The organism is Bacillus benzoevorans, assembly GCF_014207535.1.
Lineage (GTDB): Bacteria > Bacillota > Bacilli > Bacillales > Cytobacillaceae > Bacillus_BD > Bacillus_BD benzoevorans.
On record NZ_JACHGK010000001.1, the window covers coordinates 69,713 to 96,691 of the forward strand.

Sequence of the window (26,979 nt, forward strand, 5' to 3'; positions counted from 1 at the left end):
ATAGCTTACTATTTTGCTAAAATCAATAGGATTATAGTATAATCTTCCCTGTCTGTTTGTAACAAAATCAATGGCTTTTCAGGGGAAGGCTGGGGGAAATGAGAAGATCAAGGCATACATATATTGTTTTGGGGATTGCTGTCCTCTTATCGATTTTCTTTATCGTAATGGCAGGGAGCAAGGAACCTTTACTTTTTGATCGAGCTGCAGCATATTGGTCTGAACGTGTTTTCTCGGAATCATCCTATTCATTTTTCAATGTGATAGCAGAGCTTGGCGATAAAATCGCCATCGGAATCATTGTCTTATTAATGATTGTCTGGTTTGCTGTCAAAAGGCGTGATTTTCTGGGAATGGCTGTATTGGTACTGGCCGTTGCACTTGGCAATGAAGTAAGCAAATGGATAAAAGAACTTGTTGCGCGGGAGCGTCCTGCTTCGGGAGTAATGGAGGAAAGCTTTAGTTTTCCAAGCGGACATGCCATGGTAGGTTTGGTTTTGTATATGCTAATCGCTTATTTTTTTATAAGAAATGTACAATCAAACAGCAGTAAATGGTGGCTTGGAAGTATGGCGGCGTTTGTTATTCTGTTGATCGGGCTAAGCCGCATTGCCATTCAGGCCCATTATTTAACAGATGTATTAGGCGGATATACACTTGGGATTGTCTGGACCTTTGTTTGGATCCTAATTTATGAATGGCTTCATGAACGATTTGGCAAAAAATAATCTCAAGCGATAATTCGGTGTGCCTGCAGGAAATGAAGCGAAGCTGCTCTTTGGTGCAGGCACACATGATTTTATTCTTTTTCTACGGAGTACCTTGTCATATAGGACGAGCGGGGGAAGATTTGTGGAAGTTTTTTGTCACTCTTTACTTTTGTTTGATTGTTTGAAAACGCTTTATTAAATAATTCTCCCGATTGCCATTTTTTAAAGTCAGCGGCATTTTTCCAAACAGTCAAAATGATATAGGTGTCGGAAGATAGCGGGCGGAGAACGCGGGCAGTATCAAAGCCCGGTACTTTTACCAATTGAGCAGAGAGTGTGTTAAAGCGGTATTCAAAGATAGGACGACCTTCGTCTGTCACAGGAATATAATGAAGAACAGCGTAGCCTTCATGGACGGAAAGGGTTCCTGCACCATCAATGACCTCGTATTTTTTTGGGCTTTTAAAGAGTGAATCACTTTCAGTTTCATGCAGCAGGAGACAAGTATTTTCATTCTGTAAAAAGAGAAAATCTTCATGCGGATAGGTATCCTTTAACGTTTTTAAATACTCGTATGTTCCCATGGCGATGTATAAATTCACGATTAATCACCTCATTTTTCTTTCATTATACATTTCCAAACAAATAGAATGCCAATCTGTTTCATTATTGCTTTTATGTATAATAAAGGCAATTTATTGAATTATAGACATGTAAGCTATACAAAGATAGTAGAAAAAAGGTATGATGTTAAATAGTAAAAAGTATCATCATGAATATTCTTATAATATATATACGGCAAAGTGAATGAACCATGTTTTGAGGGGGATAAGATTAATGACAAAAATAATAAATGAAACTTTTCTTAAAGCCGCAAGGGGTGAAAAAACAGACTATGTACCGGTATGGTATATGAGGCAAGCAGGACGGTCCCAGCCGGAATACCGTAAAATTAAAGAAAAATATTCATTATTTGAAATTACGCATCAGCCTGAGCTTTGTGCCTATGTGACAAGACTGCCGGTAGAAAACTATGGCGTAGATGCTGCGATTCTCTATAAAGATATAATGACACCGCTTCCCGCGATTGGAGTGGACGTTGAAATTAAAAGCGGCATTGGTCCGGTCATCTCTAATCCAATTACATCTTTAGCTGACGTTGAAAAGCTTGGCGAAATCCATCCGGAGGAAGATGTGCCTTATGTGCTTGAAACGATCAAGCTTTTGACTGAAGAACAGCTTTCTGTTCCGTTGATTGGCTTTTCAGGTGCACCATTTACGCTGGCAAGCTATATGATTGAAGGCGGACCTTCAAAAAATTATATCAAAACGAAAGCATTTATGTATTCAGAGCCTAAGGCTTGGTTTGCATTAATGGATAAGCTGGCAGAAGTGACCATTACATATGTGAAATCTCAGATTCAAGCAGGTGCCAAAGCGATCCAGATTTTTGATTCTTGGGTCGGGGCCTTAAATGCGGAAGATTACCGTTACTATATTAAACCTGCTATGAACCATATTTTTAGTGCTCTAAAGGAAGAAAACGTTCCCTTAATCATGTTCGGTGTCGGGGCCAGTCATTTGGCGCTTGAATGGAATGCTCTTCCACTGGATGTTGTTGGGCTTGATTGGCGTCTGCCAATTCAAGAGGCCAGACGTTTAGGAATAAACAAAACAGTCCAGGGAAATCTGGATCCGGCATTGCTTTTAGCGCCATGGAATGTAATTGAAGAAAAAGCCCGGGATATTCTCGATCAAGGCATGGAACAGCCTGGACATATCTTTAACTTGGGACATGGGGTATTCCCGCAGGTAAATCCAGATACATTAAAGAGGTTAACAAGCTTTGTTCATGAATACTCTGCTTCAAAGCTGTCTAAATAAGAGAACATCTTTTCATTGGATTATGTATGAACAACATGATGGGTAAACTTTCATCAAGGGAAATAAGACAAGCAGCGAAGGGATGGATATTTGATGAAAAGAAAGATAGGCTTGCTTGTTATGGCCTATGGAACACCTTATCGGGAAAGTGATATTGAACGTTACTATACACATATTAGAAGAGGGAGAAAGCCTTCGCCGGAAATGCTGAAGGGTCTTTCCGATCGGTATGAAGCCATCGGGGGGATTTCTCCTCTCGCGCATATTACAAAGGAACAGGCTTTCATGCTTCAAGAACGCTTAAATAAGCGGCAGGATACGATTGAATTTAAAGTGTATCTTGGATTAAAGCATATTGAACCGTTTATTGAGGATGCTGTCAAGCAAATGCATGAGGACGGGATAGAGGAGGCGGTCAGCCTTGTACTGGCCCCGCATTTTTCTACCTTCAGCATTGAATCTTATAATGGGCGAGCCCTTAATACGGCTAAGGAGTTAGGCGGACCATCCATTGTCAGTATCGAGAGCTGGTATAGGGAGCCAAAATTTATTCAATATTGGACAGAGCAAATCAAGGAAACTTTCGGCGAAATTCCGGAGGAAGAAAGAAATGAAGCAGTGGTCATCTTTTCGGCACACAGTTTGCCGCAGAAAATCACTGAAATGGGCGACCCGTATCCGGAGCAGCTTCGTGAAACAGCCCAATTAATTGCTGAACAGGCTGATATCAGCCAATATACAATCGGGTGGCAAAGTGCAGGCAGAACGCCGGAGCCTTGGCTTGGACCGGATGTAAAGGATTTAACCCGCGAATTATATGGAAAAGCAGGGTTTAAAGCTTTTGTTTATGTTCCGGTAGGATTCGTATCCGATCATTTAGAGGTTCTCTATGACAATGATTTTGAATGCCAGGCTGTAACAGAGGAAATAGGGGCGCTCTATTACCGGCCGCAAATGCCCAATGTGCAGCCGCTGTTTATAGATGCCCTTGCAGATACAGTATGGAAAAAAGTAATTGGATCATACATGCGTTAGAAAATTCACTGACTTAACTTTTGAAAAGAAGGCGATATGCAGTGTCAGACAATAAAAAAAGGGCTGTGATTATCGGCGGGGGGATTACCGGGTTAACCGCAGCCTATTATTTGCAAAAAGAAGCACGAGAAAAAAGTTTGCCGATAGAGGTTGTACTAGTAGAAGCCTCACAGCGTCTCGGTGGAAAAATGCAAACCTTTAAAAAAGATGGGTATGTCATTGAAAGAGGACCTGATTCCTTTCTTGAAAGAAAAACGAGTGCAGCTCGGCTTGCAAAAGAAGTGGGAATGGATGATAAGCTTGTTAATAATGCAGCGGGAAAATCTTATGTACTTGTAAAGGATCGGCTCCATCCTATGCCTGGAGGAGCGATTATGGGAATCCCGACAGAACTCGGTCCGTTTATTACAACAGGACTATTTTCTATGGGAGGAAAGCTGCGGGCTGCCGGAGATTTTATCCTCCCGCGTTCCAGACCTGTTAATGATCAATCGTTAGGAACCTTTTTTCGCAGAAGATTGGGAGATGAAGTGGTCGAGAATTTAATCGAACCGCTTTTATCGGGAATTTATTCCGGGGATATCGATGAAATGAGTTTAATGTCCACATTTCCGCAGTACTATGCATTGGAGCAGAAATACCGCAGTCTTGTATTAGGAATGAAAAAAACAACACCGCGCAGACCGAAAAGCACCGGCATCAAGAAGAAAGGGATATTTTTGAGCTTTAAAACGGGATTGCGATCGTTTGCGGATGCTATAGAAGCCAAGCTGGATCCGGGCTCTATTAAAAAAGGATTTCGTGCAGAAAAGATAAGCCAAACAAACGAAGGGTATAAAATTGAATTAAATGGCAGTGAAGCTTTGTATGCGGACAGCATTATCATGGCTGTATCTCATCAAACGGTATATAGTATTTTTCCAGAATATGAATTTTTCCAAGGTTTTAAAAATGTACCGTCCACTTCGGTGGCTACCGTTGCGCTTGGCTTTCCTAAGGAGGCTGTAACAAAGGATATCGATGGCACTGGTTTTGTTGTATCTAGAAATGGTGATTATTCGATTACAGCATGCACATGGGTGCACAAAAAATGGCCCCATTCAACACCTGAAGGAAAGGTTTTGCTGCGCTGTTATGTAGGAAGAGCAGGGGATGAAGCTGTCGTTGATCTTTCTGATGACGAAATCGTTCATGTCGTATTGGAAGATTTAGCGAAAACAATGGATATCTCCATGGAGCCGGAACTGGTGGTTATTTCGCGCTGGCATAATGCGATGCCGCAGTACACGGTTGGTCATAAGGACAGAATGGAAAGGGCAACAAACGGTATGCTGAAGGAACTGCCGGGAATATTTTTAGCAGGGTGCTCGTATAACGGTCTTGGTATGCCTGACTGCATCGACCAAGGTGAAGATGCAGTAAAAAAGGTCCTGAAATATCTCCACCTTTCATAAATTGAACTTGTACTATAACAGAAAAAAGAACCAGCCGATCAGCTATCGGCTGGTTTTAAACGTTTAATAGAGGGTAATAGATCTATTAAACTAGTGGTTAGGATTAGAAATAGGAAGATGAATTAAAATGAAATGATACCAAATCTAATTAAAGATCATGCATATCGAGACAATGATCGCATTTGTTGCTGTAGCAATCTGCCTGCTCTTCGATTTTCTCGCCGCATTCAGTGCAGATTTTAGCTGGTAAATTTTTAAAAAACTCAACAATACTTTTTACCATGATGTCCCTCCATACGTTTGCGTCATTAATTGTTTTTATTGTAATATAACAGACTGTTATATGTCAACATTTGTTTTAATACAAAATTTATCATGAGAGAATCATAGAATTCTTCTTAAAAGGTGTAAATGTAAGGGGATTCAGCTAAAATAAAGGTGTAAAACAGATTAGAAAATGAGGTGTTGCAATGAAGCTAACAGTAATTGGCAACTGGGGCGGATATCCAAAGGTAAATGAAGCGAGTTCAGGTTATTTGCTCGAGGAAGACAATTATCATTTACTCCTGGACTGCGGAAGCGGCGTTCTGGCAAAACTGCCAAATTTCCTTGCACCCGAAATGCTTAATGGCGTGTTTCTGACACATTATCATGCTGATCATATGGCTGATATTGGTGTTTTACAGCATGCTCGGCTGATTATCGGGCTGCTTGGTAAAAAGATGGATTGCCTCCCCATTTATGGGCACTCCTTAGAAAGCTCCGAGTTTGCAAAATTGACTTATAAAGAGATTACAAAGGGGGTTGCCTGCCAGGAGAATGAGGCGCTTATTGCTGGTCCTTTTCAGGTCCGTTTTTTAAAAACAAAACACCCTGTTCCTTGCTTTGCCATGAGACTGGAAACAGGTGGAAAAGTCTTGGTATATACAGGAGATACAGCCTATAAGGAAGAATTGATTTCTTTCTCGCAGGATGCCGATCTGCTCCTTTGTGAATGCAACTTTTATGCCCATCAGGACGGAGTAAATGCCGGTCATATGACAAGTGTTCATGCAGGAAAATTAGCCCAACAGGCGAGCGTGAAAAGATTGGTTCTGACTCATCTGCCTCACTATGGCAATATCGAGCAATTAAAAGAGGAGGCCGGAGAATTCTATAAAGGGGAGATTTCGCTGGCTCATTACGGGTTAACGGTCAATATATAGATGAAACAGTTTCACAAGCGCCAGTCTTCTCTTAATAGTCTTAATTAACAAAATAATTTTTCAATATTTATTTGAATAACTTAATAAAATCGATTGAAAAATTATTATTTTAATATTATAATTTACTACAAAAAAGCATAAAAGCGTAAAAGTGTTGAAGTTACTGAAGTGATTGAAAAGGAGGACAAACTGACATGGCAAAGAAAAGGTTAATGGGTTTAGCTGCATTTGGACTGATGGGCTCGATACTATTGAGCGCCTGCGGTACTGATAGTGCAAACAAGGGTGGAGATTCAGCAGGAAAAAAAGAAGCAGAATATCAAGTCGGGATTTCCCAATTTGTTAAGCATCCATCATTAGATGCAGCAACGGAAGGATTTAAGAAAGCGTTGAAGGATGAAGGGCTGTCCGTTGCCTATGATGAGCAAAATGCAAATGCGGATCAAAACAATGTTCAATCGATTGCTAGTAATTTTGCTGGAGACGGTGTTGATTTAATTTTTGCTAACTCCACTCCAAGTGCACAGGCGGCAGTAAATGCTACAAAGGATATCCCTATTGTATTTACATCGGTAACAGATGCCGTTACAGCACAGCTTGTTAAATCAATGGAGAAACCTGGAGGAAATGCAACTGGTACAATCGATAATCATCCGGATGCTATCCCCAATACTGTCAAGTTTATTAATGAAAATTTCCCGGGTAAAACGATTGGCACAATCTATAATGCCGGTGAAGCCAATTCTGTTGCACAGGTAGATATGATCAAAGATGCGATGAAAGGCACAGATTTAAAGCTTGTTGAAAAATCTGTATCCAACACAGCTGAAGTGAAGCAGGCAGCAGAAAATCTGATTGGCTCAGCAGATGTCATTTATATTATTACTGATAATACCGTTGTATCGGCATTAGAATCTGTTGTACAGGTAGCAAATGAAAACGATATGCCATTATTTGTTGGAGAGTTGGATTCTGTAGCACGCGGCGGTTTTGCAGCATATGGTTTTGATTATGAAGATATCGGTTATGAAGCAGGTCTTATGGCTGCACAAATTTTAAAAGGGGAAAAGGAACCGGCTGACATTCCTGTTCAATACCCGCAAAAATTAAAATTAGTCATCAATAAAACGGCTGCTAAAGAAATGAATGTTAAATTAAAGGATGAATGGAATAACGCTGCTGAATATATTGAATAAGTAATTGCCGGATGGAGAGGCTTCTTGCATATGAGGGACCTCTCCATCCGTTTATCCCCTGATAAAAATCAGCGGATTTATAGCTGCTTGCGGAAAGGAAGAAAAGGATGTTTAATGCCATTTTTAGTTCTGTAGAGGCAGGGGTCATCTATGCACTAATGGCTCTTGGAGTGTATCTCTCTTTTAGAATTTTAGATTTTCCCGATATGACGGTTGATGGATCTTTTGTAACAGGTGCCTCTGTTGCTGCGGTAATGATTGTCGGAGGTGCCAATCCGTTTATCGCTACAGCCGCTGCGATTATTGTCGGCTTTTTTGCCGGTTGTGTAACGGGGCTCTTGCATACAAAAGGAAAAATCAATCCTCTCTTGGCCGGAATTTTAATGATGATCGCCCTTTATTCGATAAATTTACGGATTATGGGTCGTTCGAATGTTCCTCTGTTGCAAGAGGAGACAGTTATTACGAAGCTTACTCAGTTTTGGCAGAGTTTAAAGATTGATGAAATCATAACATCATTATTTGTTAGCCTTGGTCTGGGAAATTATGTACCGAAGACATGGGGAATTTTGATTATTATGCTGATTCTTACCTATGTCGTGAAAAAAGGAATGGACTATTTTCTTAAAACGGATATTGGTCTTGCACTAAGGGCGACAGGCGATAATGAGACGATGATTCGCAGTTTCTCCGCAGACACAGATTTTGTGAAGATACTAGGCCTTGGAATAGCCAATGCTTTAGTGGCATTTTCAGGGGCGTTAATCGCTCAATATAATGGTTTTAGTGACGTCGGAATGGGAATCGGGATGATCGTGATCGGTCTTGCATCAGTCATTATTGGTGAAGCCATTTTTGGAGCAAAAACAATTGTCAGAGCTACACTGGCTGTTATCGGCGGTTCGATTCTATATCGCCTCATTGTGACACTGGCTTTACGGGTTGAATTTTTGGAAACAGGAGATATGAAACTGATTACTGCACTTATTGTTATTATTGCTTTAATTGTTCCAAAAATGAATGCGGGCCGTAAAGAAAAGCAGCGAAAAAAGAAACGAATGCTGCAATCAATGGAAAAGAATGCTGTGTAAAGCAGCTTAAATCATATCAATAAAATGAGAGCAGGGCTCTTTGAAAAAGGGTGAAAAAATTGCTGCATTTAGAAAAAATTTTTAAAGTATTTAATGAAGGAACTCCTGATGAAAAGATCGCTATTCAGCAGATTTCGCTTCATTTGGCGCCTGGAGATTTTATTACGGTCATTGGCAGTAATGGTGCTGGTAAATCCACGTTACTGAATATTGTTTCAGGAAAATTGATGACAGACCTTGGAACGATCTCGATTGATGGTAAAAATGTGACAAACGTAAAAGAACATAAACGGGCGAAAATGGTAGGCCGTGTCTTTCAGGATCCGATGGCAGGAACAGCGCCAACTATGACGATCGAAGAGAATCTCGCTATTGCTTATATGAGAACGAACAAGCGCGGCTTAAAAATTGGTGTCTCAAAAAAACGCAGAGACTTCTTCAGAGAGAAGCTTGAAACACTGCATCTGGGCTTGGAAAATCGTTTGGGGGCAAAAGTAGGTTTATTATCCGGTGGAGAAAGACAGGCTCTTTCGTTGTTGATGGCGACCTTTACTGAGCCGAAAATTCTTCTTCTCGACGAACATACTGCAGCACTGGATCCATCCCGTGCTGAATTAATTACAAACTTAACAAAGGAAATCGTCCAAACCTACAATTTGACAACTTTAATGGTTACTCATAACATGCAGCAGGCCCTTGATTTGGGAAATAAGCTGATTATGATGGATAAGGGGCAAATTATTTTCCAAGCGGATGAAGAAGAGAAAAAACAATTAACGATTGAGAAACTTCTCGCTGAATTCCAGCGGATCCGCGGAGAGAAAATGACAAATGACAGAGCGGTATTAATTTAGCAGTCTGACTATCAAGTCAGGCTCTTTTTTTATGCGAAATTCACATAACCAGTTGAGAGTACTTGCTCATAAATGTTTTTTGCTCCAGTGTTCTAAAAGTCCTGAATTTATCTAAACTAGTAATAAGGGTTGTACTTCAGGGAGGGGAAGGGCATGGCGAGAAAGATAGGGTTGTACGGGATACTGGCTTATTTCCTGTACGGCTTATTTTTTTATTGGTATTTATTTTATTTTGCTGATACAAGTCTGCCATTTGAATATCAAGGTACTATGGCAGATCCAGCTACCTTTTTAAACGGCAGGGAATTAATGCTAAGTGAAGAGTTTTCGCGGATCCGGAATTTATTATTTTTCCTCGCAGGACCGTTTGAATGGCTTTTTTACTTATTCATTTTATTATTAGGCTTGTCTAGAATCTTTAAAAATTGGGCGGTTTCATCAGCAAAATACAAATGGCTGCAAACACCGATTTATTTGATCTGGCTGTCTGTTTTCTCCTTTATTGCCAGCTTTCCTTTAAGCTATATCGGCTATTCCCTATCGAAAAGCTATCATATTTCAACGCAAAGTTTTGCTTCATGGATGAAAGATGAGCTGATTGATTTCTGGATTGGCTATGGTTGGCTTCTTATCACCGCTAGTGTTCTGTACTGGCTGATAAGGAAAAGTGCTAAACGATGGTGGCTTTATGCGTGGCTGCTATCGGTACCATTTACGTTATTTATGGTATTTTTGCAGCCGGTCATCATTGACCCGCTTTATAATGATTTTTCACCATTAAAAAACAAAGAATTGGAAGCGAAAATTCTTGAAATCGCGGAAAAAGCAGATATTCCCGCGGATCATGTATTTGAAGTCAATATGTCTGAGAAAACAAATTCGATGAATGCCTATGTCAATGGTATTGGCGCAAATGCCCGGATCGTCCTGTGGGATACAACGTTAAACAAATTATCTGAGGATGAGATTTTATTTATCATGGCACATGAAATGGCTCATTATGTGGAAAAGCATATCTATTTTAGTATTGTGAAGTCGCTGCTCTTCAGTTTATTAGGACTTTATTTAGCCGCAAAATTAATGAACTGGTGTATCAGGCGATTTGGTCCAGCTTTAAAAATTCCATCTATCCAGGATATTAGTTCATTGCCGCTGCTTCTATTGCTGCTCTCGATGCTGACCTTTGTTTCAGACCCGTTATCGCATGCCATTTCCCGTTATCAGGAAACAAGGGCCGATCGGTATGCGATTGAAATGACACGGGATGCAGAAGCGGGTATTACTTCTTTTCAGGAATTAACCCGTTCCGGACTTAGTCAAGTGAATCCGCCTTTTTTGGTGAAATTTTTCCGTTACAGTCATCCCACTATGCTGGAAAGGATTTCAACTCTTGAGGAATATGCAGTCAAGGAGAAAAGGCGGAAAGAATAAAGGTATAAAAAAACATCCTCCTTAATACAAAAGGGGGATGTTTTTTCGGAAGAAAATCATCTTCTAGTGGCATGAGCAGTGTTTGACAGTAGAGGAGGGATTGTGAGGAAAAGTTAGATTGTACCTCCTAAAGATTTAGGTGCCGAAGCGTTTGCACAGTTCACGGTACTGAGAGGATAGCTTCATAAATGCTTCTTCGTCGCGCTCATCGAGTGCTTGATTAATTTGAACAAATAGCTTTTCTTTTTCTGCTTTCAATAGTATCTCTGATAACAGCATCTCAATGTATAAGTCTTGGACATAATTCTTTTTCCCTCTGTTCATGGCACCGGATTTCATTAATTCTGTGTAAGAATTTTCTTTCATCCAAATCACCTCTGATGCTTTTTTATATTATATGGAATTCCCACGCGATATTCAACTTAATTTTTAAAATTTTTTGAAAATTATCTACTAATTTCTTTTATAAACCTATAGACCTATAAAAAAATAAAATTTAAATATTATTTTATGAAAAATGGTCTATTTTTAAAAAATTCATGGTATTATAGTACTGTTTGATGGATTGAATTAAAGGAGATGATAGTTAAATGAACTCAATTGAAAAGAACCGTGAATGCACTATCAATGCACGGACGATGATGATCCTGCCAATTCATTATGGAAATCAGATCTATTCTCGAATTATTCAACTGGATGGAGAATTCCTTTCCCCCTATAAACCAACGTGCATTATAAAAATGAATTGTTTGGACAATGGCAGCAGTTTCGAAGGCAGAGTCAGTTCAAGCCGTCATATACTAGGCTGTTACCAGAAAGTCCCCATCATCATTAACTCCGAAAATCAAATGTATTATTTCCCGACTGCTTCGCCGGAACAAGCTGACTGTATCTGGATTAACCCGATATACATTGATAAAATTAAGCCGCTTGATAAAAAAATAATTTCGGTTCTCTTCAAGAATAAACAAATCATGAAAATTCCTGTATCTTCTCATACGTTTAAAAAACAAATGCATAAAACAATGGAATTGCGGGATAAGAAAACTCAGAAAAACCGCGAAAATGAAGGTAATATATTTTATTTTGAGCAAAATAATGCGAGAAATTCTGAACGTATATCTGAACGCATTACATCTTCGACTTATGGGAGCTTTTCAGAAGCTGTACGCAAACACGAGGGGATGAAACCATACAAATAAGCAGGGAGAAGGCGCATCCATGCAGGAAACTTGGCGGCAGGCAGGACCGTCACCATTGGCTGCGCCTATTCGATGCTCTTATTTTGCAGTGTATACCGCTTATACATGTAGAAGCTAAGCAGTTCCTGAACTTTGTTGCGTATCCGCGGGTTAAAGTAGTTATGCTGTTCTTCATAACCTTTATAAAAAAATAAAAATCCGGTAAAAGCGTCATCGTGACTAACCTGCTGGACCTTTAGTTTTTCTTTCCACATATACTGTTTAACGTCTTTCAGTTCCTTTTGAATAACCTTCATCATTTCTTCGATCAGGTCTAAATAGGGCTGCTTTAATTTAAATGGACTCTTATGGATAACAGTGAGGTCACGATTTAAAATAGTTAATACCATCGGCAGATAGATGGCTTTCTCCATTAAATCCCGATCATTCTCTGGAATTCTCGTCATAATGATTACCTCTCTTTCAAATATAACGAACAAATGTTCCAATTACATCATACGATAAAACAAGCTCTATTTTCAAGCCCTTTTCGTTCGCTCCATTATTTTCCTAAAGGAAGGGATTCCTATTTATGAGTAAGGCTGTGTTAAAGGTCAATGTTGATTTGGAGGACTTTGTTGATTGGAGTGGAAGGCACGAAGACTCCTCCGAAAATGCTGCGCATTTTCATCGTGCGTGGGCGGATTCGAGGAAGCTTATTCAATGTCCTGCGGGAACAGCGAGACAGACGAGACCCCGCAGGCACGAAGTGGCGAGGAGGCTCAGGCGTAGATGAGCGGAAAGCGAAGTGCTTGGAACGGAAATCAACAACCAAGTTTAACAGAGCCATGAGTAAAGGAATTAAACATGAAAACAAGGCTGTACCATTGGGGGAATCCCCTTTTTGGCACAGCCTTGTTTCATTATATATTGGTAATTCTAAGTTTTTGAAATAAAAGATGAATCTCTTATATTCAGCTTAAATGAATCCTGTTTTAAATCAGTTATCCTCCCATTTTGACAACTGAACAACAGTGATATTAGTCAAGAAGAGCTGCGTAAGATTCGTAGATTTCTTTGAATTCACCAGATGTAACAATGAATCCAGCGTTGTCATTGTAGCATTTTTCATGTGTTAAAGTATCCATGATATCTAATACTACTTGTTCGTCATCTTTGAAGTCAGCTTTACAAACACTACAAAATTTTTCCATCTTACATTCCCCTTTTCATTTAAAATTCCTCTTTATTTTACCATGCAAGCGCTTCCGTAAGTGTGACTATTTTGTGAACATTTTCAAAATTATGAATATATGAATATTTGGATATTTGTGTATTTCCATAAAAATAATTTTGATTTAAAAGAATGTTTTTTGTACATTTCATATTTTACAATATTTTATCTATAAATACGATAAAATTCGTGAAAATGTTGTAAACTAAATCTTCATCTTTTTTCATCATATATAAGTGTTAAACTCTCTTTTTATTGTATTCATTTCATAGTATAGGACTGCTTTTTCAGGTAAAATAAAGCATAAAGTAAGGGATTAACGAAATGGTGAACTTTTTGCATAAAACTGTCGGCTAATAAGCTCTTAAAAATTAGGCTGTGTTAAAGGTCAATGTTGATTTTTTTGTCCCTTGTTGATTGGAGTAGAAGGCACGAAGACTCCCGCTCGTCTGTCGCCCTAAGGTGCGCGAAGTGCCTGGAACGGAAATCAACAATCAAGTTTAACAGAGCTAAAAATTAAAAACGGGAAGGGCAAATGTATATGAGGTATGAAAAGTATAGCGAGGAAAGGAAACAAAGGAAAAGGCGAAGGAGAAGAAGGCGGCGGATTGTTCTGCTTTTTCTGCTTTTGCTTTTCGCAGCTGTTATCTACGTATATGGGCAATACCAGCAGGGCATAGCAAAGTCGAGGGATAAAGCGAACGGCGGACAACAGACATATGAATTTAACGGGAAGCAAGACAGATTTGGGGGGACGAATATTCTTTTAATCGGCAGTGACACAAGAGGAGAAGAAAGTGCCCGCTCAGATACAATTATGATTGCCGAGTATCACCCGGATAAACACTCCTATAAGTTAATTTCAATCATGAGGGATACTTACGTTGATATTCCTGAATACGGAAAAAATAGGATTAATGCGGCATTTGCACTCGGAGGACCGGAATTGTTAAGACAAACCATTAAAGAAAATTTCGCTCTCGATACTCAATACTATGCGATTGTAGATTTTGAAGGGTTTGTGCAATTGATTGACGAAGCCTTTCCAAAGGGAGTGAAAATCAATGTTGAAAAGGAAATGACTGAGTATATCAATGTACCGCTTAAACCGGGGATGCAGCACCTTAATGGAGAGGAACTGCTTGGATATGTACGTTTTCGCCATGATGCTATGGGGGATTTTGACCGTGTAAAACGTCAGCAAAAAGCGATGAAGGAAGTAGCGGACCAATTTGCTTCCCTGCAAACTCTCTCTAAACTGCCAAAATTAATCGGTGTAATGAAGCCGTTTGTCAATACAAATCTGGATACATCAGACATTATCTACATTGGCAAAGATTATTTAGCTAAGGATAATCGCGATATTGCCACACTAAGAATTCCAGTGGATGGTGAGTTTGAACCGCAAAGGATCTCCGGCATTGGAGAAATCTTAAGAGTCGATCTGGAGGCAAACTCAAAGGCCATTGAGGAATTTCTAAAACAATAAAGGTGAAAAATGATTAACTTTATTCGGCGAACGTTTCTCATTTCTGTAAGAGGTGAGATTTATCTACGGCGAATTTGATTTTTCCTATACGAGGTGTACAATAATCTATATATGATTGATGTGAAAAAAATCGAATAAACGATCGTGTTTTTTTGCTAAACTAAGGAGAAATCTTTAAATGGATTTTGATACGTTGAAAGAATGGCTTACGCTTGAAAATATTATGAAGTTAATCAATGAATATCGATCCTTTGGTCCTATCCCTGGGATATTGCTGCCATTGTTTGAGGCATTCCTTCCTTTTCTGCCGTTATTTCTATTTATCATGGCAAATACAAATGCTTTTGGTCTTTGGTTTGGCTTTTTATTTTCCTGGATTGGTTCGGTTACCGGAGCTTTGCTCGTTTTTTTGCTTGTAAGGCGGTTTGGTCAGAGAAAGGCTTTACGAATGATTAAAAAGCACCCGCAAGTTCAGAAATTGATGCGGTGGGTGGAACGGCACGGCTTCGGTCCGTTGTTTATCCTATTATGTTTTCCATTTACACCATCAGCTGTCGTTAATATTGTTGCCGGATTATCGAAGATTGGCATTTATCAATATATGCTGGCCGTGATGATTGGGAAAGTAGTGATGATTTTTACGATCAGCTATGTCGGTCATGATATTCGCTCGCTGATAACCAATCCGATAAAAGCGATTATTGTTGGGGTTGTGATTGTGATTCTTTGGTATGTTGGGAAGCAGATTGAAGTAAGGATGAATAAGAAGGTGGAGTTGGAGAAACACCCTGGCGAGGGGTAGAGCGGGATCTCGGTGCTTAGAGAGTCCGGGAAGCTTGGCTTCCCTTTGGGGCGGCGAGGATCAGGGAAATTGGAGTGAAGGTGACGTTTCATTTAATAGGGCTTAATTTGGGTTAAGCCTTATTTGGCGTGCAGTGTGAATAAAAATAAGACTTTGAAGGGAGCAGTGAGTTATGTCGGTACGTTTATTAATCGGCCGTTCGGGGAGCGGCAAAACAACTCAATGTCTTCATGAGATTAGAACGAAATTGATGGAAAATCCGGAAGGAAACCCACTTATATATCTTGTACCGGATCAAATGACTTTTGTATCCGAGTATCAATTAATCCATACACCGGGTCTTGGAGGAATGATTCGAGCTCAGGTGTTTTCCTTTACCCGCCTGGCCTGGAGAATCTTGCAGGAAACAGGCGGAATGAGCCGTTATCATTTAAACAGTACAGGAATCAGTATGCTGATTCAGAAAATTATTGAAGAGAAAAAAGACGAACTGCATCTGTTTAAACGTGCGGCGGATAAGAGCGGATTTATCAGCCAGATGGAACAGATGCTGATTGAGTTTAAACGTTACTGTGTCCAGCCGCAGGAGCTGGAAATACAAAGAAATCAGCAAGCGCAGTCAACACTGCAGGATAAACTTCATGACCTCCAGCTTATTTACGAAGGCTTTGAAGCAGCTTTATTTAATAAATATATTGATACAGAGGATTATTTTCGTCTTTTGTCTGAGCATATTGCACAATCGCCCTATCTTGAAAATGCCGAAATATATATCGACGGGTTTTACAGCTTTACCCCGCAGGAATATATGATCATTGAACAGCTAATGAAGCATTGTCGTGAGGTTACAATTACGTTAACCCTTGATCGCTCCTTTCGTATACAATCCCCGGATGAGATTCATTTATTCCGCCAGACAGGAGAAAACTGCCGCACGCTGTATGAGATTGCTGCTGTAAATGATTTAAAGGTAACAGAGGTACTTTTAAAAGAGCAAAAACGGTGGCAGGATCCGTCTTTACAGCATCTGGAGACCTTTTTCGATTCTCGTCCTGCTCCAGTCTTCAATGCACGTAGTGCCGTTCATATTGCGCAGGCAGGGAACCGCAGGGCTGAAATTGAAGGGGTGGCACGGACGATCAGGCAGCTTGTTCTTGAAAAAAAATACCGTTATCGCGATATTGCCTTGTTTATGCGTAATGGGCAGGACTATCATGAAATGATTGAAACGATTTTTCGTGATTATGAAATTCCGTACTTTATTGATCAAAAAAGAAGCATGCTGCATCATCCTTTAGTTGAACTGATTCGTTCTGTTCTTGAAATTATTAATGGCAACTGGCGCTATGAACCAGTTTTTCGTGCTGTTAAAACAGAACTGTTATTTCCTCTTGGGCAAAATCCGGATACACTAAGGGGGAAAATGGATACCCTTGAAAATTATGTATTAGCCTACGGGATAAAAGGCAGCAAATGGACGAAGAGGGAACGCTGGGGCTACCGCCGTTTCAAGGGACTGGAATTAGAAAATACAGTGCAAACGGATAGTGAAAGAAAAAAAGAACAGGAGTTAAATGAACTGCGTTTGATCATAACGGCACCTGTGCTGCGTTTATCAAGGAGATTGAAAAAAGCCGGGAACGGACGAATGCTTGGTGAAGCACTCTATTTATTTCTTGAGGAACTGGATATCCCGGCAAAGCTGGAAAAATGGAAACTTGCCGAAGAGGAGAGGGGGAATCTAGTAAAGGCGAGGGAGCATGATCAAGCCTGGAATGCGATCATGGATATTCTCGATCAGTTTGTTGAAATTCTCGGTAAAGAAACGATTTCCCTTAAATCTTTTTCAAAAATCCTCGATACTGGTTTAGAAGCCTTAAGGTTTTCATTGGTACCTCCGGCAATTGATCAGGTTTTGGCAGGAGACATAGAAAAGTCACGCCTTTCAGAGATAAAGGCGGCTTTTATTATCGGACTAAACGAAGGAGTTCTTCCGGCAAAGTTCTCCGATAACGGGATTCTCGCCGATGAGGACCGCGAACACATGCTTAAGAACGGCTTGAAAATCGCCCCGTCGAGTAAAACAAGACTGTTAGATGAAGAATTCATCGCTTACAAAGCTTTTGTCACACCGGCAGAAAGCCTGTACATCAGCTATCCACTGGCCAATGAAGAAGGAAAAGCATTAATGCCTTCTCTTTATATAAAAAGGATGCAGGATCTATTTCCAAATCATACCGAACACATATATATGGCTGATCCTGCTGAGCTTGGAGAGGAAGAGCAGCTGAGCTATATTTCACACCATAATAGAAGCCTGTCATTCTTAACCTCTCAGCTGCAGTTAAAGAAAAGGAATTATCCGATGTTTGATTACTGGTGGGATGTCTATAACTGGTATGCAGCCGGAACTTATAAAGAAACAGCGAAACGTGTGCTGTCGAGCTTAAACTATAGAAACCCGGTTAAACAACTGTCAGGGAATGTTAGTCATGATTTATACGGTGAGACGATTCAGACAAGCGTTTCGAGAATGGAGCTTTTTCACAGCTGTCCATTTTCCCACTATGCACAGCATGGCTTGAAACTGCGTGAGCGGCAGGTATTCCGCCTTGAAGCGCCGGATATTGGCGAATTATTTCATGCTGCATTAAAGTATATCGCTGATACGGTGATAGAGAACAGCATTTCCTGGTCATCGCTTACGAAGGAACAGGCGGTACAACTGGCGAAAGAAGCAGTAGAGACATTGGCGCCGCGGCTGCAAAATGAAATCCTGCTCAGTTCAAACCGCCATGCCTATATTAAACAAAAGCTTGAAAGAATTATCAGCCGCGCTTCTATTATATTAAGTGAACATGCAAAAGTAAGCGGGTTTTCACCAGTAGGACTGGAGCTTGGCTTCGGTCCGAAAAGCGAACTGCCGCCATTGTCTTTTCAGCTGCGGAATGGAACGAAGATGCAGTTGGTCGGGCGGATTGACCGGGTTGATAAAGCAGAGAATGACAGTGGTGTTTATTTACGGGTAGTTGATTATAAATCAAGTGCCAGGGAGCTGAATCTTGGTGAAGTCTACTATGGCTTGTCCCTGCAAATGCTGACGTATTTAGATATTATTATTAGCTATTCAGGCACTTTAATAGGGACGGATGCCACGCCTGCAGGAGTCTTATATTTTCATGTCCATAATCCAATGATTAACGCGAAAAGCATGCTGACAGCGGAGGAAATTGAAAAGAAAATTTTAGAAGACTTTAGAATGAACGGTCTTATTTTAGCAGAGGAAAATGCGATTCGATTGATGGATCGCCAGCTTGATACGGGCAAATCGATTATAGTCCCTGCTGAAATAAAAAAAGATGGAACGTTAGCGAAGCGTTCAAAGGCCGCTAGCATTGAGGAATTCGAAAATATTCGTTCTTATGTCCGTAATATGTATGTGAAAACAGGAAATGCCATTATTGAGGGGGATGTCCGGATCTCACCTTATAAATTAAAGGATCGGTCGCCATGTACGTTTTGTTCGTACCAATCGGTTTGTCAATTCGATCAGTCAATGGAGGAAAACCAATATAGATTGCTAGTACCGCAGAGTAAAGAGCAGGCATTGGAGAAAATGAGAGAGGAGATTGTGAGAGATGGCAAAGAACACGATACCCCCGAAGCCTGAAAATGCCACCTGGACAAATGATCAGTGGAAAGCGATTATGGCAGGCGGTCAGGATATTTTAGTAGCTGCTGCTGCCGGATCAGGGAAAACCGCCGTGCTTGTAGAAAGAATGATTAACAAGGTGTTAGCTAAGGTTAATCCGATAAATGTAGACGAACTGCTTGTTGTTACATTTACCAACGCATCGGCTGCTGAAATGCGCAGCCGGATAAGCGAGGCGTTGGAAAAAGCGCTTAATGCAGATCCGGCATCGGTTCATTTACGGAAACAGCTCAGTCTGTTAAATCGTGCCTCGATTTCGACTATTCATTCCTTTTGCCTGGAGGTCATTCAGAAATATTATTACCTAATTGATATTGATCCCGGATTCAGGATTGCGGACGAAACAGAGGCACAGCTGATGAGGGATGAAGTGCTGGAGGAATTATTTGAAGCGGAATACGGTAAAAAGGATAATGAAGCCTTCTTCCGCTTGGTAGACAGCTTTACCAATGATCGCAGTGATATGGCCCTAATGGGCATCATTCGTGAATTATATGATTTTGCCCGCTCGAATCCGGAACCGGAAAAGTATTTAGGGCAGGTTGCCGCTATGTATGATGTCGAGTCTTTCACCTCAATTAATGAGCTGCCGTTTATTGAGCCGCTTCTATTTGATATAAGACTGCAGCTCGATGGCATTAAAGCGATGCTGAAACAAGCCCTTGATCTAACGAAACTGCCGGGCGGACCGGCACCTAGAGCAGAGAATCTTTTAGATGACCTCGTGATTGTTGATACGATGCTGACAGCAAGCAAGGATTCATGGAATCTTTTGTATGAGGCCATGCAAGGCTGGTCCTTCTCCAGAGCCAAAGCATGTAAAGGCGATGATTTTAACAAGGAATTAATCGAACAGGCACAGAAGCTGCGTGACGATGCAAAGAAGAAACTGCAGGATTTACAAAAAGAATTATTCAGCCGAAGACCCGAAAGTTTTTTGCGTGATTTAAAGGAAATGCAGCCGATTATGGAGACGCTTGTCTTAATGGTTCAATCCTTCTCCGAACGGTTTAGTGCCGTTAAAAGAGAAAAGGGGCTTGTTGATTTTGCTGATTTAGAGCATTACTGTCTTGAGATCCTGCTCGACCCTGATGCCAAAAATAACGGGGTGCTCTCACCGTCAAACGCAGCCCTTCATTACCGTGATATCTTTAAAGAAGTTCTCGTTGATGAATATCAGGATGTGAATATGGTTCAGGAAACGATTATCGGAATGGTGACAAAGGATGGCGAAGCAAGCGGCAATCTCTTTATGGTTGGGGACGTGAAGCAGTCGATTTATCGTTTCCGGCTGGCAGAGCCGAATCTTTTTCTCGATAAATATAATCGTTTTACCAACAGCGGGGATAACAGCGGATTAAAAATCGATCTGGCACGGAATTTCCGCAGCCGCAAAGAAGTACTTGCTGGCACCAATTATTTGTTCAAGCAAATTATGGGGGTTATTGTCGGTGAAATTGAATATAACGAAGACGCGGAACTTGTAAAAGGGGCAGCTTACCCCGAGGAAGAGCCCTATCCAATAGAATTGCTGCTCATCGATGTAGAAAAAGACGAAAAGGAAACGGAAGAAGACAATCCAGCAGCAGACACGGTCTTTGATGCAGATGAGCTGGAGCAATCCCAGCTTGAAGCAAGAATGATGGCGAAAAAGATTAAAGCAATGATTGCAAGCAGGGTCTCGGTATTCAATCCAAAGAATAAAACCAGCCGTCCGGTCATGTACCGTGATATTGTCATTTTGCTCCGCTCTATGACATGGGCGCCGCAAATATTGGAGGAGTTTAAACAGCAGGGCATTCCTGCTTATGCCAATCTTTCTACAGGATATTTCCAGGCCACGGAAATGACGATCATGATGTCGCTGTTAAAGGTGATCGATAACCCGTATCAGGACATACCGCTTGCGTCCGTACTGCGTTCACCCATTATCGGATTGGATGAGGAGGAATTAGCACAAATTCGGATCCAGCAGCGCCAAGGAACTTTTTATGATGCTTTAACATCCTTCTGCAGGAATAAGCAAACGGGAGAACAAGAGGAACTTTATGACAAAGTAAAACCGTTTCTCTTAATGCTGCAGGATTGGAGGGCCATGGCAAGGCAGGGCTCGTTATCCGCTCTAATTTGGCAATTGTATCGAGATACACATTTCTATGATTTTGCCGGAGGATTGCCGGGAGGAAAACAGCGTCAGGCTAATTTAAGGGCCCTTTATGATCGGGCGCGGCAATATGAAGCAACGTCCTTTCGCGGTTTATTCCGCTTTCTCCGCTTTATTGAAAGAATGCAGGAAAGAGGAGATGATTTGGGTGCCGCTCGTGCCTTGGGCGAGCAGGAGGATGTCGTACGAGTTATGACGATTCACAGCAGCAAGGGGCTCGAATTCCCGGTTGTATTCGTGGCTGGTTTAGGACGCCGTTTCAATATGATGGATTTACGAAAATCATATTTACTTGATAAAGAATACGGTTTTGCCGCGAAATATGTGGATATAGACAAACGAATTACCTATCCGTCGCTGCCGCAAATGGCCTTTAAACGGAAGAAGAAAATGGAAATGCTTGCGGAAGAAATGCGCGTGCTGTATGTTGCATTAACAAGAGCAAAAGAGAAGCTATATTTGCTTGCTTCGGTAAAAAGTCTGCAAAAAAAGCTGGCGAAATGGGGACAGACTCTCCAGTCTACTGACTGGCTGTTATCCGATTATGAACGGGCTGCTGCTGTATGCTATTTAGATTGGATAGGTCAGGCTCTTATCAGACATCGTGATTTTCAGATTGTTCTTGAGGAAAGTGTACGGGACTCTTATCCAATCTCCCGGGAGTTTGCGGAGCATCCCTCCTCTTGGAGCATTGTGATCGAAAAAGCTGCTGAAACGGCTAAAATCGAGGACGCAGAGGAAAATGCTGAAAAGACATGGCTTGAACAAGTGGAGAAAGGAAGCGTCATCGACATCAAGTCTCCATATAAAGAAGTCATTGGAACGCGGCTTTCCTGGAAGTATCCATTTTCTGCGGCTGCGTCACATCGTTCAAAGCAGTCCGTATCCGAGATAAAAAGGCAAAAAGAAGCTTCTGATGAAGCCAGCGGAACAGAGCTTTTGCGCAGGTTCAAAAAACCATTGCTGAATCGGCCGCGTTTTATGCAGGAAAAAACACTAACACCGGCGGAAATAGGGACGGCCATGCATATGGTGATGCAGCATATCGATTTTTCTGCTCCAATCAATCGTGAAACGATTTTACGGCTGATCGATCAGATGGTGGGCCGCGAACTGCTCACAGAGGAACAAAAAGCAGTGATTGAGCCGGATTTAATTTGTGCCTTTTTTGCAACACCATTAGGGATGCGGATGAAGTTGGCGCAAAAACTAAATCGTGAGGTTCCATTTAGTTTATCCCTTCCGGCTGCTTTAGCTTATGCGGATTGGAAAGGTGAAAATGAAGTGGTCCTGGTACAGGGGATTATCGATTGTTTGTTTGAGGATGAGAGCGGTTTGGTACTTGTCGATTATAAAACAGATGGAATCACGGATCGTTTTCGCGGAGGCTTTACGGAAGCCAAGCAGATCCTAGAAAATCGTTACAAGATTCAAATCGAATTGTATACTAGGGCGGTAGAAGAAATTTATAAACGTCCCGTTGCAGAACGTTATTTATTTTTCTTTGATGGGGCACATGTTTTAAAAATAGAACGGTAAAGATTAGGGGCTGGCCAGTCAGAGGTCAGCCCTGTTCATTTTATAAAGTTAATGATAGTGGGAAGGTTAGTTATTTCCAACATTTGGCTGATCAATCAAATCAGTGTCAAAGTGATTCGTACAGCTAATGCCATTGTTTGTAACGACGAACCCGCCTGTATTTGCCCCCCCTGAACCAAAGGTTGATTTTGAGTTGCTTTTTGGGGCTACATTTAAGGTATCCCCAAATTGAACGTTCCCCCCGCCGATGTTAATGATTTGAACCGGTCCAACAAATGCAGGCATCTTATTTATTTCTCCCTTCTGTTAATCTCGTTTTCGGGGCAGTTTCAAACTGTCTGATATGCAAGATCCGGGCTTCCGCTTGAATATGTTCAGAACTCCCTATATGAAGGACAGGAGAAGCTGACATTGCTGTAACATCAATGGATCCTACTTTTATAATAGGATTTAATGAGGTAAATTGCATCGAGATGGACTCATCTATAGGCGGTAAGGGGAGAGAATAAGAGAAAATACCATGCATGCGAAAATCTTCTTCATTAGTAAAAAACAATTCCTTTTGCCTGTGGACCGCGATGGCTCGGGAAAAGCTGTTGATGAAGGAAGAATCGCCAATCTGGATAACTGAGGCTAAGATTGCTGAATTGATATGGAGAGAATCGACTTTAGATAAACGCCTTTGCATCATATTAACCTGGAGGATTAAGTGGGACAGATGGTCCAATAATCAATGATTCAGCAGGGGTATCGAACAAGGACGTAAGCTGTATGGTATTGGTATCCCCCACTATGAGCAGGCCTGAACTGGCAACTGCTTCTACTTGTATGTGCCCGATACATATATCTCGGTTGACAACTTCATAAATCATTCTGTTTTCATTCCTTTCATATTTTCAGGTAAATGCTGCAGAAAGAGCGAAACCCCATGTTGAATTTCTTTAATTAATTGTTCAAGAATATGATTTGTATATTGTTCGGATGTTTCATTTTCACTCCGAATAGGCTGATTTAAATAGTATTCGATTCTGTTTGGAAGCTGTTTTTTAATATCCTGCAGGATGAATTCATGATAGGTGTCAGCATCTTTAAACTGTAATTGCTCTCCTGCATTTGTAATAATGGAAGAAAGATTTTCGCTAAGATATTCGTTTATAGAATTCTCAATCTCCGTAAACATGACCATTCTTTCCTTTGGAGTAGAAGCTCCATTTTGTTTCGGCAGAGCCAAATCCTCGATGTTCTGTAAATCAGAAGGATTTAACCCAATGTTTAAAGTCCCCTCCAGTGTTTCAACCTTCAGCTGGTCAAATTTATATTCCATTCGCTCTACTTGAATCGGCGGGCGGTTTTGTAATTCAGTGATGCTTTTCTCTAAGGAAATAATTTTTTTTTGCAGAAACTGTATTTTTCTGTCTTGTTGAAACACATAATCCTGTATTGATTGGAGTATATAATAAAACTCTTGGTTCATTCCTCACACCTCACAATACTCGGCTGTCATCAAAAATTCATTACAGTGACATATATAAAGGTTAAAGAAAGCTAACCAGTTGGAGAGGACAATGGAACGGAAGGAAAATCCTGCAGGGTTCCCGGTTTTGGAATTTGAGGAGCGGGTCCTGTAAAACCTCCAGTATTATATAAGTTTGAGACCGGCTTTATAATCCCGGCACTGCCGATTTGGAGCACAGATGAGTTTGTAATGCCTCCAATTTTTAAGAACTGAATTGTAATGGACTGTTGGACATAGAAATTCATAAATTTCACCACTTTTTTGTCTGCTTTAAATAGCTATGGATGTTAGGCGGTTTCATGAAATATATCCACTGTCTATGATTACCCCCACAGAATTGGAAAACTTTTTTTCATTTATCCCTTAACTTTAGAAGTGAAGGGCTTCTGCTGAATGAAGTTAAACATTCAAATAATTTCCTTGATCGACGATATCCGGATCAAAAGTGTTCGTCGAGCTTTGATAGTTTTGCACATGCAGGCTGTCCCCGGTATTAAAGGAACCAGCCCCGGCAAAGGTTTTTGCATTGGACAGAGGGGAAATGCGGTAAACATCTCCAATATGGAAAACGGCGGATGATGCGATAGAAATAACTTGAACAACACCTACGATGGCCGGCATTTGTAACACCCTTTACCTGAGAACATTTAGACTTGGAAAAGTAAATCCCAGCCTAGCTTTTCATATTATATGTGATGAAGCCTGAATGGTGATTCAATTGTCTTCATAACACAATATGATAAAAATCAGATTAATATAATCGTTATTATATGTGAATTTTTTGAAAATTACATAAAAATATGTTGGAAGCGTTGTCATAATTTGTTAGAATATTAATATATTTTGGAAAATTAAATCAAATTTAGGAGGATTTTATGAATATCCCATTATTACTAACCCAATTTCTTGACCGCGCCGTTAAGCTCTACGGCGAGAAAAAAGCCATTATTGCAGACGATCGAATACTAACTTACAATGAGTTAAATTCAAGAGTGAATCAACTTACAAGGGGGTTAAGGAATCTAGGAGTTCAACAGGGAGACAGGGTTGCATACCTGGCACCTAATTCAATGGAAATGCTCGAAGGTTTTTATGGCGTATTTCAACTCGGAGCAATCATGGTTCCATTGAATATCCGTTTAAAGCCGGATGATTATGTGTTTATTCTGAATCATAGTGAAGCAAAGATTCTTTTTGTTGATCAGGATCTATATCATTTAATCAAACCAGTAAAGGATCAGTTTACAACGATTGAAAAAATTATTGTTCATTATAAAGAAGAGGATATAGAGGAAACAGGATATGATGTGTGGCTTGACAGCCAGTCAAGCGAACCTGTTGAGCGGGCGATCATCGATGAAAATGACGTATGCAGCCTTCTTTATACGAGCGGAACAACAGGAAATCCAAAAGGAGTTATGCTGACTCATCGCAACAACTATCTCCATGCAATGAGCGCGATGCATCATCTTCGCGTTCAAGATAGCGATGTGCTTGTTCATGTGCTGCCGATGTTCCATGTGAATGGCTGGGGTTCGCCTTTCTATTACACAGCAAATGGAGCAACGCAGGTTTGTCTGCGAAATGTAACAGCAGAGACCATTTTTGCTGCGATGCAAAAACATGGTGTGACAGTTATGCATATGGCGCCTACTGTCTTGAATTCATTGCTGCAATATTATGAAAAGAATATTCCGGAACTTAAACAGCCAGTGCGGGTCGTTATTGCCGGTTCAGCACCGCCGCCGGCATTCGTGGCCAGAGTGGAGAAAGAGTTAGGCTGGGAATTTATTCAGGTATATGGAATGACAGAGTCAACTCCATTAGTTACCATTTCCAGAATTCGTTCACATTTGTCAGACCTGCCGCTCAAGGAACAATATAATATGAAGGCAAAAGCGGGTTATCAGATGATTGGCAGCGAGGTAAAAGTAGTGAATGATTATGGTGAAGAGGTTCCGCATAACAGTAAGACAATTGGAGAAATTGTTGTTCGAAGCAATACTGTAATGAAGGGTTATTGGAAAAATGAGGAGGCAACGATGGAAACGCTTCGCGATGGTTATCTGCATACCGGTGACTTAGGAACGGTAGATGAATACGGCAACATCGATATTGTTGACCGGAAAAAAGATGTCATCATCAGCGGCGGGGAAAATATTTCTTCTATTGAAGTAGAAGGTGTTTTATATGAACATCCGAGTGTTCTCGAGGCTGCTGTTATCGCAGTGCCACACGAAAAATGGGGTGAAACACCGCATGCCTTTGTTGTCTTAAAAGATAAGCAAGAGGTAAGTGAAAAGGAATTAATTGATTTCTCCCGCTCAAAGCTCGCCCATTTTAAAGCGATCACAGGTGTGACCTTCACGAAAGAACTGCCTAAAACGGCATCAGGAAAAATTCAAAAGGTTCATCTACGGAATGATTATTGGGAAACGCTTGGCAAAACCGGTCGATTTGTTAACTAAATAAAAGTAAAAGA

25 protein-coding genes and 1 pseudogene are annotated in these 26,979 nt (G+C 40.7%); 16 read left to right on the forward strand and 10 right to left on the reverse strand.

Features of this window, described 5'->3' with window-relative positions; all coding sequences use genetic code 11:
• Window positions 1-83: 83 nt before the first annotated feature.
• Window positions 84-728, forward strand: a pseudogene (locus tag HNR53_RS00415) (phosphatase PAP2 family protein); the annotation flags it as partial.
• A 71-nt stretch (window positions 729-799) separates the two neighbouring features.
• On the opposite strand, the gene HNR53_RS00420 reads toward HNR53_RS00415, so the two are convergent.
• Window positions 800-1,312 (reverse strand): antibiotic biosynthesis monooxygenase, encoded by a 513-nt coding sequence (locus HNR53_RS00420; RefSeq protein WP_184521409.1) that lies wholly within the window; start codon window positions 1,310-1,312, stop codon window positions 800-802.
• 235 nt (window positions 1,313-1,547) lie between these two features.
• Between HNR53_RS00420 and hemE the strand changes: the two genes are divergently transcribed.
• The 3 genes from hemE to hemY all read left to right on the forward strand — a co-directional run bounded on the left by hemE (window position 1,548) and on the right by hemY (window position 5,083).
• Entirely contained in the window at window positions 1,548-2,594 is a 1,047-nt protein-coding gene (gene hemE, locus HNR53_RS00425; RefSeq protein WP_184521411.1) for a uroporphyrinogen decarboxylase, read from the forward strand.
• 93 nt (window positions 2,595-2,687) lie between these two features.
• The gene (gene hemH / locus HNR53_RS00430) at window positions 2,688-3,629 is read left to right on the forward strand and encodes a ferrochelatase (protein ID WP_377802068.1); all 942 of its coding nucleotides are present in this window, start codon (window positions 2,688-2,690) and stop codon (window positions 3,627-3,629) included.
• 41 nt (window positions 3,630-3,670) lie between these two features.
• Window positions 3,671-5,083, forward strand: coding sequence for a protoporphyrinogen oxidase (gene hemY, locus HNR53_RS00435; RefSeq protein WP_184521415.1), 1,413 nt, complete (start codon window positions 3,671-3,673; stop codon window positions 5,081-5,083).
• A gap of 148 nt (window positions 5,084-5,231) precedes the next feature.
• Here the strand turns inward: hemY and yhfH are convergent, their stop codons facing one another.
• Entirely contained in the window at window positions 5,232-5,366 is a 135-nt protein-coding gene (yhfH, locus tag HNR53_RS00440; protein ID WP_184521417.1) for a protein YhfH, read from the reverse strand.
• Between the two features lie 187 nt (window positions 5,367-5,553).
• Here yhfH and HNR53_RS00445 point away from each other — a divergent pair, with 187 nt between their 5' ends.
• From HNR53_RS00445 to HNR53_RS00465, 5 genes are all read left to right on the forward strand, one after another.
• Complete coding sequence (locus HNR53_RS00445) at window positions 5,554-6,288, forward strand: MBL fold metallo-hydrolase (protein WP_184521419.1); 735 nt, start codon at window positions 5,554-5,556, stop codon at window positions 6,286-6,288.
• Between the two features lie 194 nt (window positions 6,289-6,482).
• On the forward strand, window positions 6,483-7,484 hold the full coding sequence (locus tag HNR53_RS00450; protein WP_184521421.1) for an ABC transporter substrate-binding protein: 1,002 nt from the start codon (window positions 6,483-6,485) through the stop codon (window positions 7,482-7,484).
• A 107-nt stretch (window positions 7,485-7,591) separates the two neighbouring features.
• Window positions 7,592-8,575, forward strand: a complete 984-nt coding sequence (locus HNR53_RS00455) for an ABC transporter permease (RefSeq protein WP_184521423.1) — start codon at window positions 7,592-7,594, stop codon at window positions 8,573-8,575.
• A gap of 59 nt (window positions 8,576-8,634) precedes the next feature.
• The gene (locus tag HNR53_RS00460; RefSeq protein ID WP_184521425.1) at window positions 8,635-9,429 is read left to right on the forward strand and encodes an ABC transporter ATP-binding protein; all 795 of its coding nucleotides are present in this window, start codon (window positions 8,635-8,637) and stop codon (window positions 9,427-9,429) included.
• Window positions 9,430-9,582: 153 nt separating this feature from the next.
• Entirely contained in the window at window positions 9,583-10,860 is a 1,278-nt protein-coding gene (locus tag HNR53_RS00465) for a M48 family metallopeptidase (protein WP_184521427.1), read from the forward strand.
• A gap of 135 nt (window positions 10,861-10,995) precedes the next feature.
• On the opposite strand, the gene HNR53_RS00470 is transcribed toward HNR53_RS00465, so the two are convergent.
• Window positions 10,996-11,226 carry an IDEAL domain-containing protein gene (locus HNR53_RS00470; RefSeq protein WP_184521429.1) on the reverse strand — a complete coding sequence of 77 codons (231 nt, stop codon included), beginning with the start codon at window positions 11,224-11,226 and terminating at the stop codon, window positions 10,996-10,998.
• A gap of 224 nt (window positions 11,227-11,450) precedes the next feature.
• On the opposite strand from HNR53_RS00470, the gene HNR53_RS00475 reads away from it, so the two are divergent.
• Complete coding sequence (locus HNR53_RS00475) at window positions 11,451-12,062, forward strand: competence protein ComK (protein WP_184521431.1); 612 nt, start codon at window positions 11,451-11,453, stop codon at window positions 12,060-12,062.
• A gap of 65 nt (window positions 12,063-12,127) precedes the next feature.
• Here HNR53_RS00475 and HNR53_RS00480 read toward each other — a convergent pair whose 3' ends face one another.
• Window positions 12,128-12,508 carry a YhjD family protein gene (locus HNR53_RS00480; protein ID WP_184521433.1) on the reverse strand — a complete coding sequence of 127 codons (381 nt, stop codon included), beginning with the start codon at window positions 12,506-12,508 and terminating at the stop codon, window positions 12,128-12,130.
• 171 nt (window positions 12,509-12,679) lie between these two features.
• Between HNR53_RS00480 and HNR53_RS00485 the strand changes: the two genes are divergently transcribed.
• On the forward strand, window positions 12,680-12,997 hold the full coding sequence (locus HNR53_RS00485; RefSeq protein ID WP_184521435.1) for a hypothetical protein: 318 nt from the start codon (window positions 12,680-12,682) through the stop codon (window positions 12,995-12,997).
• Between the two features lie 84 nt (window positions 12,998-13,081).
• Here the strand turns inward: HNR53_RS00485 and HNR53_RS00490 are convergent, their stop codons facing one another.
• Entirely contained in the window at window positions 13,082-13,255 is a 174-nt protein-coding gene (locus HNR53_RS00490) for a hypothetical protein (RefSeq protein WP_184521437.1), read from the reverse strand.
• A gap of 555 nt (window positions 13,256-13,810) precedes the next feature.
• Here HNR53_RS00490 and HNR53_RS00495 point away from each other — a divergent pair.
• The 4 genes from HNR53_RS00495 (at window position 13,811) to addA (ending at window position 22,981) form a co-directional block, all read left to right on the forward strand.
• A complete protein-coding gene (locus HNR53_RS00495) occupies window positions 13,811-14,764 on the forward strand; it encodes an LCP family protein (RefSeq protein WP_281391600.1) in 954 nt (317 codons plus the stop codon).
• A 178-nt stretch (window positions 14,765-14,942) separates the two neighbouring features.
• Complete coding sequence (locus tag HNR53_RS00500; protein WP_184521439.1) at window positions 14,943-15,566, forward strand: TVP38/TMEM64 family protein; 624 nt, start codon at window positions 14,943-14,945, stop codon at window positions 15,564-15,566.
• Window positions 15,567-15,738: 172 nt separating this feature from the next.
• Window positions 15,739-19,236 carry a helicase-exonuclease AddAB subunit AddB gene (gene addB / locus HNR53_RS00505; RefSeq protein WP_184521441.1) on the forward strand — a complete coding sequence of 1,166 codons (3,498 nt, stop codon included), beginning with the start codon at window positions 15,739-15,741 and terminating at the stop codon, window positions 19,234-19,236.
• Window positions 19,205-22,981, forward strand: coding sequence for a helicase-exonuclease AddAB subunit AddA (gene addA, locus HNR53_RS00510; RefSeq protein ID WP_184521443.1), 3,777 nt, complete (start codon window positions 19,205-19,207; stop codon window positions 22,979-22,981). Before addB ends, addA begins: the two co-directional genes overlap by 32 nt.
• Before the next feature lie 66 nt (window positions 22,982-23,047).
• Here addA and HNR53_RS00515 read toward each other — a convergent pair whose 3' ends face one another.
• From HNR53_RS00515 to HNR53_RS00535, 5 genes are all read right to left on the reverse strand, one after another.
• Window positions 23,048-23,266, reverse strand: coding sequence for a spore germination protein (locus HNR53_RS00515; RefSeq protein ID WP_184521445.1), 219 nt, complete (start codon window positions 23,264-23,266; stop codon window positions 23,048-23,050).
• A gap of 1 nt (window position 23,267) precedes the next feature.
• Window positions 23,268-23,672 carry a spore germination protein GerPE gene (locus HNR53_RS00520; protein WP_343065249.1) on the reverse strand — a complete coding sequence of 135 codons (405 nt, stop codon included), beginning with the start codon at window positions 23,670-23,672 and terminating at the stop codon, window positions 23,268-23,270.
• 177 nt (window positions 23,673-23,849) lie between these two features.
• The gene (gene gerPC, locus HNR53_RS00525) at window positions 23,850-24,455 is read right to left on the reverse strand and encodes a spore germination protein GerPC (RefSeq protein WP_184521447.1); all 606 of its coding nucleotides are present in this window, start codon (window positions 24,453-24,455) and stop codon (window positions 23,850-23,852) included.
• Window positions 24,456-24,526: 71 nt separating this feature from the next.
• Window positions 24,527-24,742 (reverse strand): spore germination protein GerPB, encoded by a 216-nt coding sequence (locus tag HNR53_RS00530; RefSeq protein WP_184521449.1) that lies wholly within the window; start codon window positions 24,740-24,742, stop codon window positions 24,527-24,529.
• A gap of 154 nt (window positions 24,743-24,896) precedes the next feature.
• The gene (locus HNR53_RS00535; RefSeq protein WP_184521451.1) at window positions 24,897-25,118 is read right to left on the reverse strand and encodes a spore germination protein; all 222 of its coding nucleotides are present in this window, start codon (window positions 25,116-25,118) and stop codon (window positions 24,897-24,899) included.
• A gap of 254 nt (window positions 25,119-25,372) precedes the next feature.
• On the opposite strand from HNR53_RS00535, the gene HNR53_RS00540 reads away from it, so the two are divergent.
• Window positions 25,373-26,965, forward strand: coding sequence for a long-chain-fatty-acid--CoA ligase (locus HNR53_RS00540; RefSeq protein ID WP_184521452.1), 1,593 nt, complete (start codon window positions 25,373-25,375; stop codon window positions 26,963-26,965).
• The last annotated feature ends 14 nt before the right edge of the window (window positions 26,966-26,979 follow it).